Genomic DNA, 17,246 nt, shown 5'->3' with positions numbered 1-17,246 from the left:
TTAACAGAATTAGTTGTTAATCTTTTTGTAATACTTTATCTTTTTTTTGAAAAAATAGTCGCATAATTAAAATTAATAAAAATTTAAAAAAATTATTTGGTTTTTTAAAAAAAACCTGTATTATATTATCAGTAGCAATAGCAAGTGGGATCACCTGATACCATTCCGAACTCAGTAGTTAAGCCACTTTACGCCGACGATAGCCCAACGGTGAAAATAGGAAGCTGCTTTTTTTATTCCTTTTGAGCAGCTTCCGAAAGGAAATATATGAAAACATTTAAAATTTGAAATAATGATAAAAAGCAAGAAGTTTTAGAATATCTTTATAAAAAAGACCCGATTCAATATTTATTTTTAATCTCTGATATCGAACAATACGGTTTACAAAATCAAAATATTAAAACTTTTGTTTTATATAACAAAAAAATAGAAGCAATTTTTTTAATGTTTTATTCTAATTTAGTTGTGTTATTTGATACTGATGCTATAAATATAAATGAATTTTTGAAAATATTAAATGATGAAGACATACAAAACCTAATTATTGATACAAATTTTTATAACTTTTTAAATAAACATAAACTTATTGATTCGCTAGGTTATATAGTTGAAAAAGAACAGATTGCTAAGTTAGATGTAAATATTTTTAACATACTTACAAAAGACTTTTTACCTAAATCTAAGCCAGTAACTGAAACTGACATCATAGAAGTTATCAATTCTAAAAAATTAATTAAGGAATGAGGTAATGTTAGTGGACATACTTTAAATGTAGAATATTTAACTAATGAATTAAAAAGTGGATATTATCAAGCATACATCATTAAAGATGAGCAAAAGGTTATCTCACATGCTTCTATAAGTGCTAAAAACAAACAAGTTGCTATGATTGGTGGAGTATATACATTAAACCAATATCGCCGTCAAGGACTTGCTTATGATTGTGTAGTTAATTTAATTAGAAAACTTCTGTCTCAAAACCTAACACCTGTTTTATTCTTCAGCAATCCTGCTGCTGCTAAGATGTATTATAAACTTGGTTTTAAAGACTATGGACAATTATTTGTATTGCATAAATAAAAGCACCACAATGGTGCTTATTTTATTTTTCTATCTTAATTTTGACACTTGGACCCATTGATGCTGAAACGGTAAGGTTTAACATATATGTTCCTTTAACAGCAGCAGGTTTAAGTTTTTTAATTAAGTTAATCAAGGTTTTTGCATTTTCAACTAATGCTTGTGTTGACATACTTGATTTACCGATTAATGAATGCACGATTCCTGCTTTATCAGTACGGTAATTAGCTTTTCCTTTTTTAAGTTCTTCAACAACTTTTTCAGGTGCAGGAGTAACAGTTCCGGTTTTAGGATTAGGCATTAAACCTTTTGGTCCTAAAACTTTTCCATATTTACCTAATAAAGGCATCATTGTAGGGTCAGCAACCATAACATCAAAGTCAAAATCACTTTCTTTAATCTTTTGTTCAAGAGCAGGACCATCTAAAACAATATCTGCTCCAGCATCTTTAGATAATTTTTGTTTTTCTACATTATTTGTAGCAACAAGAACTTTAACAGTTTTACCTGTTCCGTTTGGTAATAATACTGCACCTCTAAGTTGTTGGTCAGCTTTACGAACATCTAAGTTTAAATTAAATGCTAAGTCAATTGAAGCATCGAATTTAGCATATGAAGTTTTTTTAGCTAATTCAATCGCTTCTGACAAATCATAAGCAATAGTTCTATCAAATGATTCACGAGCATTTTTTAGGTTTTTTGAAATTCTTTTTGCCATTATTCTGCTCCTTCTTCTGCTTTATCATCTGAGTGTGTATGCACTTCTATAGCTTGACCTTTAGTTTCGTTTAATTTAGTTTGTGCCTCAACAAGAGCGGCCTCTTTTGCAGCAGCAGCAGATGCAGCCTTTGCAGCTGCTTTTGCTTCTGCCTTTGCTTTGAAGATATCATCATAACCTTCAACCAAAACACCCATTTGTTTTGCTGTTCCAGCAACTGTTGCCATTGCAGCATGGATATCATTGGTATTTAAGTCAGGAAGTTTGTATTCTGCAATTTCTTTAAGTTGTTCTTTTGTAATTGTTCCAACAATAGTTGTTTTAGAGTTTTTTGAGCCTGATTTTAATTTTGCTGCTTGCATAATTTTATATGAAGCAGGTGCTGTATAAAGTTTAAATTCAAAACTTTTATCTTTATATACTGTAATTTTTACAGGAACTGGTTCATCACCTCTGTCTCTGGTTGCATCGTTAAATGCTCTGGTAAATTCAGGCATATTAACACCAACTCCAGCCAAGGCTGGACCTGGTTTAGCTTTGCCGGCTAAAAATTGAAGTTTAGCAACACGGTGTATTTCTTTTTTTGCCATTTTAAAATCCTTTCGATAATTGTGGTCTGCGATTTAATAATCTCCCACTTGTGACAATTAATAAATTGCTTTTTAATTATATTAAAAAAGTTTTTTTTCAAAAACCTTTTTATAAATATTATTACTCTATACACAAGAGATAAAAGTTATTCAAAGTCTATCATTTCAAATTTATCAGGATGACTTTGAATTTCTTTTTGTAATTTATATTTGAATGAATTTGGATTATTTTCACTTTCATATCCTAAGTAATCATAATCATATGAATTCAATAATCCAAATCCGTATCCATTATCACCAAGATTTTGCATAAACAATGCTACCATATTCATATCTTCATCGAAAACTAAACTACCCGACGCACCTGATGTTAAATCATACTTGTTATTAGGTAAATCATTTAAAATAAAACTTCTAAAATTTCCATATTTAGCAAACTCAGGTGCCTGTTGGTTGATTACAATATCATCAATTCGATTAATAATGTGTTCACGGTATCTTAGCCCACTATTTCCTGCATGTGAATCTTGAGGAAAAGAACTAAGATAAAATTTTACATAATTATCTGCACTTAGATATTTTGCTTGCTTACTTAGTTTTAAGTTAGGTAATTTTTTTCAGTTGTTCAAATAATTTAATACTTTTAAATCATTTGAATTTTTAGCTCTTTTTATCAGCTGTGCAATATCAATAATATTTATTGAAATGTCTGCTTCATTTAAATTACCTTGTCCATAAGGACCAGAAACCAACTTACCTTGTTTATTATATTGATTAGTTGCTTGTCAGAAGTTCAAAATAAAATCATTTCTTTCAACATCGATTGATATATCATTTGCTCAACTATTTACTTTTTTATCATCAAAATCAGGGATTAATAATTTTTGCGGTATTCGAGGATTACCCCAATTATTATTAAGGATGTCACTAACATGTCTGTTAGTGATAAAGTAATACCTTTGATCATTTATATCAGTAGGTTTAACCTTAGCAATCATAGTAGAAGTTCCACCACCTAATACAAATACTCTTGATTTAATCTTATCAAACATTGCATTTTGCTTATTAATTATTCGTTTACCACTATATACCATATCTTTTGGATTATATGCTAAACCATTTGATGCTAATTTTGCATATAAATCATCTATATGATAATCTTCAGATAATGAAAAATTCATGTCATCATTTTGGTTTGCTAAATAAGTAATTTCAGTTATTGTGGAAAATTTATCAAACATATCTTTATTTACATCATCAAAACTAAATGATTTTGTGTTTTGAGGTTGCAAAACAACTTTTATCTTATCATTATCAAGGCTTGTAGCAAATGAATAACCATTTATATTACCTTGAATCATCTTACTTTTAAGAAGTTCTTCTAAATCTATATCAATAACAATTGGTTGACTCTGAGTCTGTGTGTACATCCGATTTAGTATCTTGATAAATGTAAATCTAATTTTTCTTTTTGAAAAAGGTTTATTCAAAAAGTTTTTAATTTCTTTTTTAAAAATAAGATTATTATTTTGGATTTTAAGTTCATTATTTTTTATATGTGAAAGCATTATTTGATGTTTTAAAACATTAATACTATCATTATTCTTCAAATGCACTTTTAAATCAGGAACATAAGAAAAAACTGATTTTCTAGGATTTTCATCCATATTTGGATAAAATCACTTAGGAAAATCACTATAGACTTGCCCTTGTGAAGTTATATATGTAAGAACTTTTTGCATCTCTGTTCTAAAGTAATTTGATACTATATTAATATTATGTTCACTATTTTCTAATATAACAGAGTTAGGAAAAGAAGATTTATCAAAAATTTGTTTTGGGTTGTTTATATAACCTGGATATGTTAAATTAGAACTAGAATCAATTTTTTCTGTTGGAGAAAATTGATATTCTGTATTTGGTTTTTGACTTTCTTTTTTCTCAGATTCGATTGGTTTTTGTTCATTATCTGACTTTTGTGAATCCTTGTCTTTATCAGGCTCTGTTATTTCTGATTTTCCTAGTTGCTCATTGTTATCAGGATTGATGGATTTTTTAGTTTCACCAGGTTTTTGTTTTGGACTTTGCTTTGGTTGCTGTGGTGTTTGTGGTTGGGTCTCGTCTGGTTTTGGTGCTTCTTTTTTTGCAGGTGGTTCAGTAGGTTTAGGTGTACTTGGAGGTTTATCTTTACCTATAATTTCTATTGGGTTCGATGGTTGCTGCAAAATTATTCCTTTATTTGGATCATACTCTTTTTGTGTGTTTTCAGGTTTATGGGTCACATTACTCTGACAAGAAACATAAAGTATCGATGACGATGCTAAAATAATACTTAATAAAGTTTTAATTTTCATTAACGTTTTGTCCTTGAGTAATAATAAGTATTAAGTAGTGAATTAACTTTATCATCAACCCCTCATAATCTTGCATGAATGATATTTTTATCACTTTCATCTACTTCATAGATTTTTACTGCTTTAACATCGTAGGTATTATCATCGGATACAAAATAATTTCTACGAATTAACTTATAATCAAGTTGAGTAGATGGAGTATAGTTAATTAAATTAAAATTAGTTACATTTGGATACTTTTCTGATAAAACCTCAAAAAACTTAGGTGCTGCATCTTCATCGATAATCATATGAGAAAACAAATAACCCATTGTATTCAGAACATCTTCTGTTTCTTCTTTAACTTGTGATTTTTTATAATTTTCATCATCTTTTTGCTTTATATTGAAATAAAATTGCTCAAAAAACTCTTTGAATAATGGATCATTGAATTTTTTAGCAGCCAAATCACGAAACTGCTGTAAGTCTGCATCATCAAGTTGATCGTGTTCTAATGTTTTCTTATAAACTTCAATTAATTCATTTTTGAAATTGTTAAAAATTGTTGTTGGATCTGAACTAAATTTATATTCTTTATTATTTTTTTCAAGTTCTTCTGCTGCCGCTAAAAACACATCGCGCATTTCAGAAGTGAGATATTCATCATACATATCAATAATATTTTTGTTAGTATTAATGTTATTTAAATGTGCATAAAAAGCATGTGAAAGATTATGATACAAAGTCTTTTCAGTTGGTTTGGAAATAGTTTCTGAAACAACTAATCCATCTACTAATAAGATGTTTTCGCGAAATTTTATTGCTTCAACTGTTCCATCATCAACAGTTACATTTTTTTCAGCTAATTTACCATCTTTATATTTATTAAAAGTAAATCCATTATCAGCTGCATAATAAGTATCCAATGCATCTCCGTTATACATAATAGCTGAATTTACATTACCGTTTCTTGTATTTAATAATGCTTGCACAATGGCTTGTCCATCTCCGTTAAATGACAATGTATTTGATGTATCAGTAATATTTTGTCCAGTAGATTTATTAACCATCTCTACAAAACTATTAACTATTCTTTCATAATTATCTAAATCTACTTTACCACTATGTGGTGTAAGTTTTGTTGCTTTTTTAGGAAAATAATAAGAAGAACCATACAAAAGTTCAGCACGCACTGCATCGGTTAACACCATATGTTGATACCCGTTTTTAAAAGCTGTATTTATTAAGTTAAATAAAGAATTAGGTTTCAAATATTCGGAATATAAATGTGTATCTTCTTTTTGTGGGTCAACAAATTTAGATGTGTTTTTGGGATCTTTTGCTTGCTGAAGTAATTCATCACGATTTTTTTGAAAATCTTCATCAGTTAGTAATTTTCCAAAAGTTTGATTTGTTGGTTTACCACTTTGTTTATGCTTTGCATAAGCAAAAACTGCATCTTGGATATAATAAGGAACAAAATATTGTCATAAATGCTTTTGTGGTCTATCAATATCCTTTAATTCTTCATCATAACTAGCAAGGTGATTAAAAACTATCGGTGTATAAATTTCTTGTAATTTCTTTTTTAATTGGTTTTCGGTCTTTATCATCTGATTTGGGTCACTTATTTCAAGTAATTGGTTAAAATCTATTGGTTTAATTAATCCTTTTTTAATTAAACCAATTGCTTGAAAGTCGCTTCCGATTCCTGCAACGGCTTTATGGTTATTTAATGCAATAGTAAAGTCTTGAATTTCATTAAATTCCTTATAATCAAAGTCTTTATTAATAAGGTCTCGATTAACATCATCGATATATGATTTATAGTTAAAAAATGCTGGTTTAAATGGTGATTCTACCTTTGCTGCAACTACTGCTGCAACTGCAATTCCTACTGCAATCGCTCCTGAACCGAGCAATCATCTTTTGGTGTATTTACTACTAAAAATGTTTCTATTTCTTTCCATCACTTCCTTGAGTTATTTTTTATAAAATTATTTTATTAAATTCTGAAAATTCAAAAGAAAAAAATAAAAAAAGCTCGGATATCCAAACTTCTTTTAGCATCATAAGCCGTGTTCTGTTCCTTAAAAAAGGTGCTGATAATTTATCTAACATAAAATATGTTTTGGTTGCTAATTCATTTATTAACTTACAATTCCCCTACCAAATTTGGGTTTCTAGTTCATGGAGTTTACCGCGTTTCACAATTCTCGTCTCTGTGGCACTAGTCGTCTAAGCTTAAACTTATTAGGTTTAACATGATCACTACTAACATCGCAGTTAGTACTAGCACGGACTTTCCTCTACTTTTTAAAGCAGCTATCAGCTAATGCAAATGATATTATATATCAATTATGTTTTTTAAAGATATTATTTTGTTTTCATGAAGTAAAATGAATACTTATAAAATTTATGTTTATAATTATATTTTTTGTAAAAGATAGATATAATATATAGGATTTTTCAAAATTATAGAAAAAGGGAGGTTAGTTTGGCTAACATTAAATCTAAGATCAAAAGCATTGTCAAGATGGAAAAAGCTCGTCAAAGAAATGCTGCAATGAAATCTAGAGTTAAAACCGCAATCCGTAAAGCTCGCGAAGCAGTTTTAGCAGCAGATGAAAAGGCAGCAATATTAGTTGCGCAAGCTCACCAAGTAATTGCTAGAGCAGTTACTAAAGGTGTTTTCCATAAAAATAAAGGTGCTAGAAAACACTCACGTTTAGATCAATTCGTTAATAAGACAAAAGAATCTAAATAAACTTTGACAAGCTAAGGCTTGTTTTTTTAAACCTTTATTCACAACTTTATTCACATTTTGATGAATAATTTGTAGTTTCAATTACTTTTAGAAAAATAATTTATAATATAAAAATAAAGGTGGTAGAAATGATTAAAAAAATACCGAAGATTAGGTTTAAAGAATTTGATGAAGAGTGGTATTATGAAGTTTTAGGGAATCTTGTTGAAAAACAAAAAAGTGATTTGAAAGTTTCAGAAATAAAAACTGATGGAAATGTAGATATTTATGGTATTGATGGAAAAATAGGAAAAAGTTTTTTGAGAGAAACTTTTAATAAAGACATTGTAATCATATCAAAAGATGGTTCAGTTGGTAAATTACAAATATTACCTAAAAATTCTTGATTTACATCAACATTAGAAGGAATTTTCATAAAAGAAAAATCATTAATTAATAACAATTTTCTTTATCTGGTTTTAAATAATATTAAATTTGACGAATTTGTTGTTGGAACAAGTATCCCACATTTATATTTTAATGATTATAAGAATCTTAATATTTTCTTACCTTCTTTAAATGAACAAAAAAAGATATCAAAATTAGTTTTTTCGTTAGATTCATTTATAAAACTAATTCAGCAAAAACTCGATTTTTTTTATTGTGTAAAGCAAACTTTTTTATCAAAAATGTTCCCTGATCAAAATTCAAAATTTCCTAATATTCGTTTCTCTGAATTTACTCACGCTTGAGAACAAGGATTTCTCAGCAGTGTTGTTAGTATACAAAACGGAAAATTAAATGCTAACAAAATGGAAATAAGTGGAAAATATAATTTTTATACTTCTGGTAGAGAAATATTTAAAATAAATACTTGAAGTTTTGAAGGTGAGACTTGTCACAATTGCAGGAAAATGGTGCTAATATGGGTTATATGCATAGAGCAAGTGGTAAGTTTGATGCTTATCAAAAGAACATATGTATTAAAAACCGAAATTTGAGATACCGATTTTCTTTACTTTAATTTATTAAAAAATTTATGAATAGATATTCAGAGAAAAATATCAAATGGTGGTATACCTTTTATTGTATATAATGATATAAGTCAATTCATTGTCACTTCCCTTCACTCCTGAACAACAAAAAATCTCCAAACTTTTCACTTCCCTAGACTCTTACCTTTCACTTCATCAGCGTAAGTTAACTATGCTCAAGAATCTTAAGAAAAAATTGTTAGAAAAAATGTTTGTTTAATTCACCAAACACAAAATAATTAAGTATTTAATTTATATCATAATATAGTGATATAATCATTTACTTAAATGTTAAATTGTTATAAAATATCCTATTAAGAGGTTAAAATGAAAAAGAAAAAATTTTATTTAAGTATTTTAAAAGGAACAGTTTTTGTTTTACCAATTACAACCATTGCAGCATCTGGTTGTGATTTATTAAATTCAGAAAAACAAGATAATCAAGAACCTGGTGTTATTCCTATTAAGGGTAATCCCGAACCTTTACCTGTTAATCCATCTCCACTTCCTGCTCCATCTCCAATTGAAAATCCACCTCATCCTAATCAACCTGTCGAACCTATTGGAACTATTAAACCACCAAAGCAAAATGTTTCAACACCAACAGAACCAGTAGAACCCCAAAAACCTATCGATACAAAACCTGATGATGGCGAAAAACAACCCCCTATAAAATCAGGTGGTGAAAATAAACAAAGTCCTTCTGATAACCAACAAACACAGCCTGAAAACCACGATCCTGTTCCAAAACAAGAACAAAAGCAAAAACCAGAGCAACCTAAATCAAAAACTGATAATGAAACAAGTGGTGGGATGCAAAATCCAACACCTTTACAAAAAAAAGATTTTCTTTTTGGTAACATCCTTAAAATTCAACCTAATGAAGTTTATTGAGCAAACGGACTTAGTCAAGAACAAAAGGATGCTGCATTAAATGCTTATAATAAACCTTCGGTTTCTAATATTGAAGATATTAAAGAAAAAACAGATAATACAGGAAGAAAATATTTAGAATACCAAGATCCTTTTACTAATGTTTTATTTAGAGATTATGCATATCCAATCGAAGGTACAAAAGATTTTAGATACCTTCTCGGAAAGCACGGATTGATTGCTTTAGCACAAGAATTTAAACGTAAAGTTCCTTTTGGCCCAGAAGTATATGATTTGCAGGCTATAAATATTGATGATTTTAATGTAATCAATGCACAGGCAAACGGATTATACATTCCAAATATTAAAAATATTTTTATTAATGGTAGTAATTATGCTGAAAAGGGATTTAATGAATATGAAATAATTGGTGGTCTAATGCCAACTATTTTCCATGAATATATGCACCATTGATCAGATTCATATTCTGAGGCAACCTTACCTAGCACACCAACTGCTTTAATAGATCAAAGAATTAGAGAAAACACTAAGTTTGCTACTATTATTTACTATAATCCAGGTTTAAATATTGAAGAAAATGACAACAGTCACTCACATGGACTAAAACAATATTGAAATTCTTATTTTGCTAATAATTTCTATAAACTATTAAATTATGATGTTGATGAAATCGGATATATTTCTGTTGAAGATGCTGCGATATTTAACAGATTTAATGATGGAACATTTATGGATAATCTAGATAATTTCCTATTTAGACGTCTTTCTCCTCGAGACATCTGAGAAATAGCAAATGATGAAAATGCACCAAGAAGATTACAAAGATTTCAAGGTGTTGATAATTTTTACTACTCACCATCCTTAGCTTTTAAACTTGATTATGGAAGATTAAAATATAATTATTCATTAACCGAGTTGGTTCCTCGAGAATACTCTAAATATGCTTTTGAATCATATTTTTCAATCAATGCACCAAATCAAGCTGCATATTATGACACACAACAAAAAGCAACAATTAACTGATTCGGTGTTCATTATTTTAAAAACGATGGAAACGGAAATATTTCAAAATACTTCAGTCCTTCTGCGATAGCTGAAGATTGATCAAAAGTATATATGAACAACTTTGATAGCAGTTATCGCCAAGGAACTTTCTTGAATGGATATCGAACTTTAGATGGACAAAATGACACTAGAGTAGTAAATGCGACTATGACACCTAACTCTGTATTTGATATACGACCATATATTTTTGAAAGAGATTATCCGGTAGGTTATGATATTTTAGGTCAACCAGTTTATGAAAAAAGACTCTACCATTTACCTGAAAGAAAAACAATCAACCGTTCTCAAAAGTTTTATGATTTATTTTTAGCGACTATGGGATACGGAAAATCAATTAATCAGATGTTTTATCAAAACCAATGGGGTTGAAATAATAAGCAAGTTTATGTCGATGAGACTAAAGCAAACCAAATCAAATTCTCAGGTTTTCTTCCGACTAAAAAATACACCGGTTTAGTTTTAAAAGATCCTAGCTCTACAAACTATACCAAAGCTTATTTCAACTATTATGATACATTTTCTTTCTTTGGACATAAAACTCTTGATACAGGTGCAACAGTAGTTAAAAACGGGTATATTACCGATGATCGTAAGGAACAAATTGCTAATCGTATTTATCCTGGACACAGTAATGATACATCGATGCCAGAATTAAACAAAGCATATTACAGTTATATTACCAAGGATTTTGTTCGCGTAAAACCTGATCAACAAGTATTTTTATGAGAAGATAAAAACAATGATGGACAAGTACAAACTGATGAACTTAATACTTCTGATATTAGCTTACCAAAAAACAGATGGGTTACATCTGGTAGAGCTTGAAATACTAGTCAACCAGCATTTAAAAAGTTTAAATTATCACAAAACGCAGATGGAAAGGTTTATATTAGATTAGCCTAATGCAGTGAGATTTCAACGAATTAAAAGTCGGTTCAATCGTCAATGTCCAAGCATATAAACACGATGGATTTCTATACCGTCAGTGGTCTAATACCAAGGTGATTTTTCATAATAAAAGACATATTGTGCTTTCGTTAAAAGGAACTAAGGTTACTGAATCACAAAGTAATGGTAAAGGATGAAAATACAAAGATGATGCTTTTTGATTTATACCTAAAAATTCATTATACAATACTATTGTTTTATTAAAGAAAGGATTGGGTAATTCTTTTTATACTAATTTAGCATCATACCCTATCTATGAAGAAGATACAATTAAATTTATTGATTATGATTTAGATCTAAAAAGTTATCCGAACAAAGATTTACAAATAGTTGATAAAGAAGAATTTAAAACTAATTCTGCTAAGTTTAAATATCCAAAAGAATTAAAAGAAATGATTTATAAAGAAATAACTGAAGTTGTTAATTTATATAACAACGATAAATATTTCTTTAATGATGAAATAATTCTTTATTATCTTGAAATTATGTTAAAAGATAAATTAATTGATCAAAAAACTTATATGAGTTTTTATAAAATGTATCATAAAAATTATCAAGAAGAAACTCAGATGCTAAAACAACTTAACAACTACAGTGTAAAAAGATTATACAAAAAGCAAGTATAACTTGCTTTTATTTTACTTTCAGCATCAACAATAACTCGGTATAAATAGAATTCATTTTGGTAACTGAAACTGCTTCGTTTTTTATCAACATCCTTTTGTTTTTATACTGCAATAAATTTATATCTTCACTATTTAAAAGTTGTTTTGGTTTCTTTTTTTTAAATTTCTTTATGTAATTTTTATAAAACTAAATAAGTAAAAAATAAATATTTTACTCAAAAAAACTAATTACGCTCAATAATTTGTTTTGTATCTAAATTAATTATTGTGCTGGGTTTTCCGCTTCCTACTCCAAAATCATAAACATTTTTTATCATTGGAAATACTTTTTGAGCATCTTTTATATTTATCGGTTTGTATCCAGAAATATTGGCACTTGATACATACATTGGTCCATTTTTAATAAGAAAATTAATTAATTGATTATTATTTGGAATTCTGAAACCTTGGTTATTTACAATTATAGTAGTTGCTCCGGGTCACTTTTGTTTTGCTATATTATCTGCTTGTTTATTTCACTGTTTAAACTTTCTTACTTGTTCAATGTTACCAATTAAGATTACAACTTTTTTGTCTGTTTTTCTTTGCTTAAGTCTATATATTTGCTCTAAAATATCATCTCGAACGGGTCCACCGAGCCCAACTACTGTATCTGTTGAACATATAAACATTTCATCATAAACTGAATTCATATCACATTCCTTAAATATATTTTACTATAAAAAACAAGGATACCCTTGTTCTACTTTAATATAAATTTGATATTCGGATCACCTTTAGAATCAAAATTAAGTTTTTGATCACCTAAATCAACTAAATATGATTTCGATAATAATTTTATCAAAGATGTTTTAGTTAATGAGCCAGATATTATTTTTATCGCTTCTCTTGTAGGATCATAAAACTTTTTCTTATCTTTAACTCATATTCAAGTATTGTTTAGATTATTCTGGATTAAATCTTCAAATTTTTTAAAACTTCTTTGTTGCATTTTTGTTATTGTATGTGGTTTTTTAAATGTTTCAAGAATATTTTTGCTAAAAAAGTATTGTGATTTATAAGGTTTTAATTTTATAACTGATTCAGCTATTTTCTTGTGTAATTTTATTGATTCAGTTAAATTGCTTATTTTACTTTCTTTTTGTTTTATATCTATTAATATTTTATTATTAGATATATCTATTTTATCAACACCATTATTGATAACTGAATATAATTTATCATTAAAAACATATCAATGTAAATTGCTATCATATGAAAAATCATATCAAGGTTCGGTTAATTTAGTACTGGGTTTATAATCAGGTGAATGTTTGACATCTGATTTATCTAATTCTCGAACAAATAAAAGATTAATTAATAATTTATTTGTACTTTTTATAGGTAGTATTTCCACTACCATGTTATTCTTATTGTTGTAAAATATTTTATCCTTATCAGAGAATATATTTTTAATCTTATCATAGGTTCAATTGAAATTATATGAATCTTTTATTTTAATAAATGGTAATTTTTTATTTGAATTCTTCGTAATAACTTTATAAAATGCATTTTCTTTGTCTATAATTTTATCTAAATTAAGATTATCGTCTGTTAATATAAAATTATTTATTGATAATTCTTTTTTTAGTGAATCTATATATAAATCATTTTTCTTTTCAAGTTCTGTTTCTTTTTCCTCTTCAATAGTTTCATACTTACTACATGCAACAGATGTGGGTAAAATGCTAACAGCTAGGAAACTAGAGAAAATTTTTATTTTTTTGTCTAACATACTATGTCTCTAATTTACTTCTTGATTCATATATTGCATTTCTATCAGTTAAGATATAATACATATATTTAGTTTGTAAAAATATGTCTGTAAAATTTTTTCTTAGTTTTATTTGCAGTGTTGCTTCATAGGGTCAATCCTTATAATATTGATTAGAAAGCATTATTCGATTTGTTGCAGAACCATAATCATCAGAAAAGGATTTATAATTAGATTTCATTGTAGAAACATGATACTGTTTATATATTCATTCAGGAGTAGCATATATTTCACTTTTTATATGTACATCAAATATATTTACATATTTTTGAATGGTTTCTTTTGAAAGTTTTTCCCGCTCGCGATATCTTATTTGAAATAAATCAGAATAACTAGAATAAACAGCAAGAAAATTATCACTTCCAGAAATTAATGTCTTATAATTAATTCCTTTATCATTTGTATAAAGATCTCGTATGCTTTGCTTATGAACATTATCTGCAAAAAATTTCATTCTCTCTCAATTAAAAAAACCTGCACCAATATTGTCTGGTAAATCAAATATATGGTCTCCATATTTTCTTAAATCAAAACTTGCCATTAAAATTGCTTTTAACTCTGGAACATCAAATTCTGAATCTGGTCTTTTTATTGTTTCAAGTAAAGCGGAAGCAGCAAGGATAACTGGAGTGGAATTACTTGTCCCGCTTCATCTAGTTACACCAGGATCATCAAGAGTTGTATCTGTGTTATATCAATCATCATTTAATAAAAGCGATTGATTAGAAAACTCTGTTGGACCTAGGCCAAGCGGCGAATCTTCAAAGTTCTTTATTTTTATTTGTGAATAATCTTTTATCTTATCTGTATAAAAATTATATGCCCCTATTATAAATGTATTTTTGCTTCTTTGAATTTGACTGGGTTTTTTTCAAAATTCATTATTTATATCCAATAGTTCATTAAATTTTATTAACAAATTTCTTATTTCAATGTCTATCTTTTTTTTGTTTATATAATTTGATAATGTTTCCTTAAATATTTTAACTTTTTCTGTTATTCCAGCACCAAAATTACCTGCAGAAATAAAAAATTTCATATTATTTTCAAAAGCATATTTGTCTAGTAAAGCAGCTTCTTCTGAATAATCCTTATTTATAATCTTTTTTAATTGTTTTATTATATCATTAATTTTTGATGTTTTCTTTTCTTTTATAAAATCTTCCAATTTTTCATCATTCAAATAATTTAAAATATTATCAGAATAACTCATATTAATGTATTTAACGCCGTTTTTTCGGAAGAATTCTAGGTTTTCAGTTAATATATCTAAATCACTTGCTGCATAATTTCTTTTAAAGCTTGTTGAATAAATTTCTGCATTCTTAAGTAAACCACCATCACCAGCAATTATTGATGCTATATTTGTTGAATGCTCGTTTTTTTCTCAATAATTCAAAAATGTAGATTTATTGTTTTCAAATTTAAATATTTTTTCGTCAGTTAATCTTGAATCATATATAACTCTATCGCTATTAATTAAATTTTGATCATTTGCATATTTGATAATGTTATAGTTATCTAAAGGTACCTGCTGATCAATGTTATTAGTTGTTTTGCCGTTGAATTTCATCATTCTAAAATCAACTAAACCAGCATCTATTATACCGATTTTTATCTTTTTATCTGTCCTCTCGTGTATTCCTAATTTATCCCATAAAGTTTTAAAAATTGTGTCATACTTCTTAATATTTCTTGGTTGATTATTAAATATAGCAGACATTGTCAATGGAATAAATGTAATACCAATTAAAGCAATTGCTTGTTTTATTATTTTTCTGATTTTCATAATAACTCCAAATATAATTATACTCTTTTATATGAAATTATTTCCAATTATTATATTCGATTCTGAAATATTATTCAAAACTTTACATAGTTACAATGTATAAAAATTATATAGCATAAAGCAGGATTAATCACTTTTTTACCAGTTTTTTTAATACCATAAAAAAGTCTAATTTAAGATTTTTCTGTTTACTTTTTATAATAAAACACCTTTATATAAAAATATAAAAAACAAAATCTGAAAAAGTGAGCTTGTAGCAAATAAAATATTTGCGTAACTGCCACAGATATAAAGTTTTTTTGTTTCTTTTTTCAAAAAAGAAAATTCCCACCTATTTTGCTATGTAGGCGGGGTTAGAAGTGGTAAAAGTGAGAAACCCTTAAAAACATTTGTAGTGTGTATGTTTTAAACGATTTTCCTGTAAAGGAAAATCCCAAGACTGCTTTGGTAAAATATTCATAAATTTTGTTTGTTTGATTTTATAAATTTGTGATGTTATCGAGTTTTTTACGAGCATCTTCTGAGTTCATCTAGTATTTGTTGCAATATTTTTATTTCATCAGTCTGTATATTTATCAGATGAAGCAATTTTTCTAATTTTTAAATCAAGTAATTTATTAAAGGAGAAACCACTCGAAAGAAGTCTTGATATGATTTGTACTTCTTTTACCCCTAATGGCAAGCGTTTTTCAGAATGCTATTTTCTCATAATGAGTCATATCTTTTGTAGATATCGGTTTTGCTTCATATCTTTTATTTTTGGTTCTAAAATATAATTTTTCGTCTGTTCCTATGACAAATTTTATATCTGTGCTGCTATTAATTTTAATTCTTTTGTCATTTTCATAGGGTGCATAATTTACATTATTATAAGTTACTGCAGCAGCATTAATTTTTCTTTTTATCTCTAAATCAAAGTAATTTTCTAGGTATTCTTTATGTGGTTGTCTAAAGAAATTACTTTGTGGATTTTGTATAACACTTTTTCTTGTAATATTTAAATAATTCATTAATTCACCTATATTTTGGTTCAATTCTTCAATTGTTTTATAATTGTGGTCTTTTATTCAACTTGGAATTCTCTTTTGTGCAAAATCTCAAAAACGTTCAATATGTGGTTTTCCGTTTGATTCAGAAGTGGTTATAAATTCTATTCCTAAATCTCTTACGGCATTATATGTAGAAGCATTTGATTCAGCAGAATTATAAAAATTCTTTCTGTTATCTGTAATAATCATTTGTGGAATTCCATAATTATTTATCATTTTTTCAATATTTGATTGATGTCCATTTAATGATTCTGCTTTTTCTCAAAATGTAATGACAAAATTAAACCTGTTGCTACATCAATGGAACCAATTAATGTTATTTCTTTATTATTTAAGAATTTGTGTGAGCATCCATCTATTTCTACCCTTTGACCAAATGAGAAATTTCGTCTTTGTTCGGTTCTAATTACTTCTTTTTCTTAGGTTTTTTAAAAACCATATTATCAAAAAGATATTCCTTATTCGTTAATTTTGCATACTTTACATATTTTTTGCAGAATTTTTCGCTACTTTTATAAGCAAAAGCAGATGTAACACCTAATTTTATTAGTCTTTTATGAA

At 27.5% G+C, this 17,246-nt stretch carries 14 protein-coding genes, 1 rRNA gene and 1 other RNA gene; 6 read left to right on the top strand and 10 right to left on the bottom strand.

Annotated elements, in window-relative coordinates; genetic code table 4:
- Nucleotides 1–127 precede the first annotated feature (127 nt).
- Nucleotides 128–233 (top strand): 5S ribosomal RNA (gene rrf / locus ACR82Z_RS03135).
- A gap of 34 nt (nt 234–267) precedes the next feature.
- A complete protein-coding gene (locus ACR82Z_RS03130) occupies nt 268–1,080 on the top strand; it encodes a GNAT family N-acetyltransferase (RefSeq protein WP_435128661.1) in 813 nt (270 codons plus the stop codon).
- A 22-nt stretch (nt 1,081–1,102) separates the two neighbouring features.
- On the opposite strand, the gene rplA is transcribed toward ACR82Z_RS03130, so the two are convergent.
- From rplA to rnpB, 5 genes are all read right to left on the bottom strand, one after another.
- Nucleotides 1,103–1,798, bottom strand: coding sequence for a 50S ribosomal protein L1 (gene rplA, locus ACR82Z_RS03125; RefSeq protein ID WP_435128658.1), 696 nt, complete (start codon nt 1,796–1,798; stop codon nt 1,103–1,105).
- On the bottom strand, nt 1,798–2,388 hold the full coding sequence (gene rplK, locus ACR82Z_RS03120) for a 50S ribosomal protein L11 (protein WP_435128655.1): 591 nt from the start codon (nt 2,386–2,388) through the stop codon (nt 1,798–1,800). The genes rplA and rplK overlap by 1 nt, the downstream gene beginning before the upstream one ends.
- Before the next feature lie 146 nt (nt 2,389–2,534).
- Nucleotides 2,535–4,742, bottom strand: a complete 2,208-nt coding sequence (locus ACR82Z_RS03115) for a hypothetical protein (protein ID WP_435128652.1) — start codon at nt 4,740–4,742, stop codon at nt 2,535–2,537.
- The gene (locus ACR82Z_RS03110; RefSeq protein ID WP_435128649.1) at nt 4,742–6,691 is read right to left on the bottom strand and encodes a hypothetical protein; all 1,950 of its coding nucleotides are present in this window, start codon (nt 6,689–6,691) and stop codon (nt 4,742–4,744) included. Before ACR82Z_RS03110 ends, ACR82Z_RS03115 begins: the two co-directional genes overlap by 1 nt.
- 98 nt (nt 6,692–6,789) lie before the next feature.
- An RNA gene (rnpB, locus tag ACR82Z_RS03105) (RNase P RNA component class B) lies at nt 6,790–7,061 on the bottom strand.
- 157 nt (nt 7,062–7,218) lie between these two features.
- Here rnpB and rpsT point away from each other — a divergent pair.
- From rpsT to ACR82Z_RS03085, 4 genes are all read left to right on the top strand, one after another.
- Nucleotides 7,219–7,488, top strand: coding sequence for a 30S ribosomal protein S20 (rpsT, locus tag ACR82Z_RS03100; protein ID WP_435128646.1), 270 nt, complete (start codon nt 7,219–7,221; stop codon nt 7,486–7,488).
- Between the two features lie 128 nt (nt 7,489–7,616).
- Entirely contained in the window at nt 7,617–8,666 is a 1,050-nt protein-coding gene (locus tag ACR82Z_RS03095) for a restriction endonuclease subunit S (RefSeq protein ID WP_435128643.1), read from the top strand.
- A gap of 162 nt (nt 8,667–8,828) precedes the next feature.
- A complete protein-coding gene (locus ACR82Z_RS03090) occupies nt 8,829–11,363 on the top strand; it encodes an MYPU_1760 family metalloprotease (RefSeq protein WP_435128640.1) in 2,535 nt (844 codons plus the stop codon).
- On the top strand, nt 11,363–12,034 hold the full coding sequence (locus tag ACR82Z_RS03085) for a DUF402 domain-containing protein (protein ID WP_435128637.1): 672 nt from the start codon (nt 11,363–11,365) through the stop codon (nt 12,032–12,034). The genes ACR82Z_RS03090 and ACR82Z_RS03085 overlap by 1 nt, the downstream gene beginning before the upstream one ends.
- A 224-nt stretch (nt 12,035–12,258) precedes the next feature.
- Here the strand turns inward: ACR82Z_RS03085 and ACR82Z_RS03080 are convergent, their stop codons facing one another.
- The 5 genes from ACR82Z_RS03080 to ACR82Z_RS03060 all read right to left on the bottom strand — a co-directional run bounded on the left by ACR82Z_RS03080 (nt 12,259) and on the right by ACR82Z_RS03060 (nt 16,901).
- Nucleotides 12,259–12,726 carry an L-threonylcarbamoyladenylate synthase gene (locus tag ACR82Z_RS03080; protein ID WP_435128634.1) on the bottom strand — a complete coding sequence of 156 codons (468 nt, stop codon included), beginning with the start codon at nt 12,724–12,726 and terminating at the stop codon, nt 12,259–12,261.
- 50 nt (nt 12,727–12,776) lie between these two features.
- Complete coding sequence (locus ACR82Z_RS03075; RefSeq protein WP_435128631.1) at nt 12,777–13,808, bottom strand: hypothetical protein; 1,032 nt, start codon at nt 13,806–13,808, stop codon at nt 12,777–12,779.
- A gap of 1 nt (nt 13,809) precedes the next feature.
- Nucleotides 13,810–15,636 (bottom strand): S8 family serine peptidase, encoded by a 1,827-nt coding sequence (locus ACR82Z_RS03070; protein WP_435128628.1) that lies wholly within the window; start codon nt 15,634–15,636, stop codon nt 13,810–13,812.
- Nucleotides 15,637–16,015: 379 nt separating this feature from the next.
- Nucleotides 16,016–16,318 carry a hypothetical protein gene (locus ACR82Z_RS03065; RefSeq protein WP_435128625.1) on the bottom strand — a complete coding sequence of 101 codons (303 nt, stop codon included), beginning with the start codon at nt 16,316–16,318 and terminating at the stop codon, nt 16,016–16,018.
- Nucleotides 16,254–16,901 carry a hypothetical protein gene (locus ACR82Z_RS03060; RefSeq protein ID WP_435128622.1) on the bottom strand — a complete coding sequence of 216 codons (648 nt, stop codon included), beginning with the start codon at nt 16,899–16,901 and terminating at the stop codon, nt 16,254–16,256. Before ACR82Z_RS03060 ends, ACR82Z_RS03065 begins: the two co-directional genes overlap by 65 nt.
- Between the last annotated feature and the right edge of the window lie 345 nt (nt 16,902–17,246).

This window comes from Mycoplasma sp. 6243, from assembly GCF_051200785.1.
In the GTDB taxonomy this organism is placed as follows: domain Bacteria; phylum Bacillota_I; class Bacilli_A; order Mycoplasmatales; family Metamycoplasmataceae; genus Mycoplasmopsis.
The sequence above is the reverse complement of the archived record's forward strand: the minus strand, read 5'-3'. Positions and strand labels throughout refer to the sequence as shown.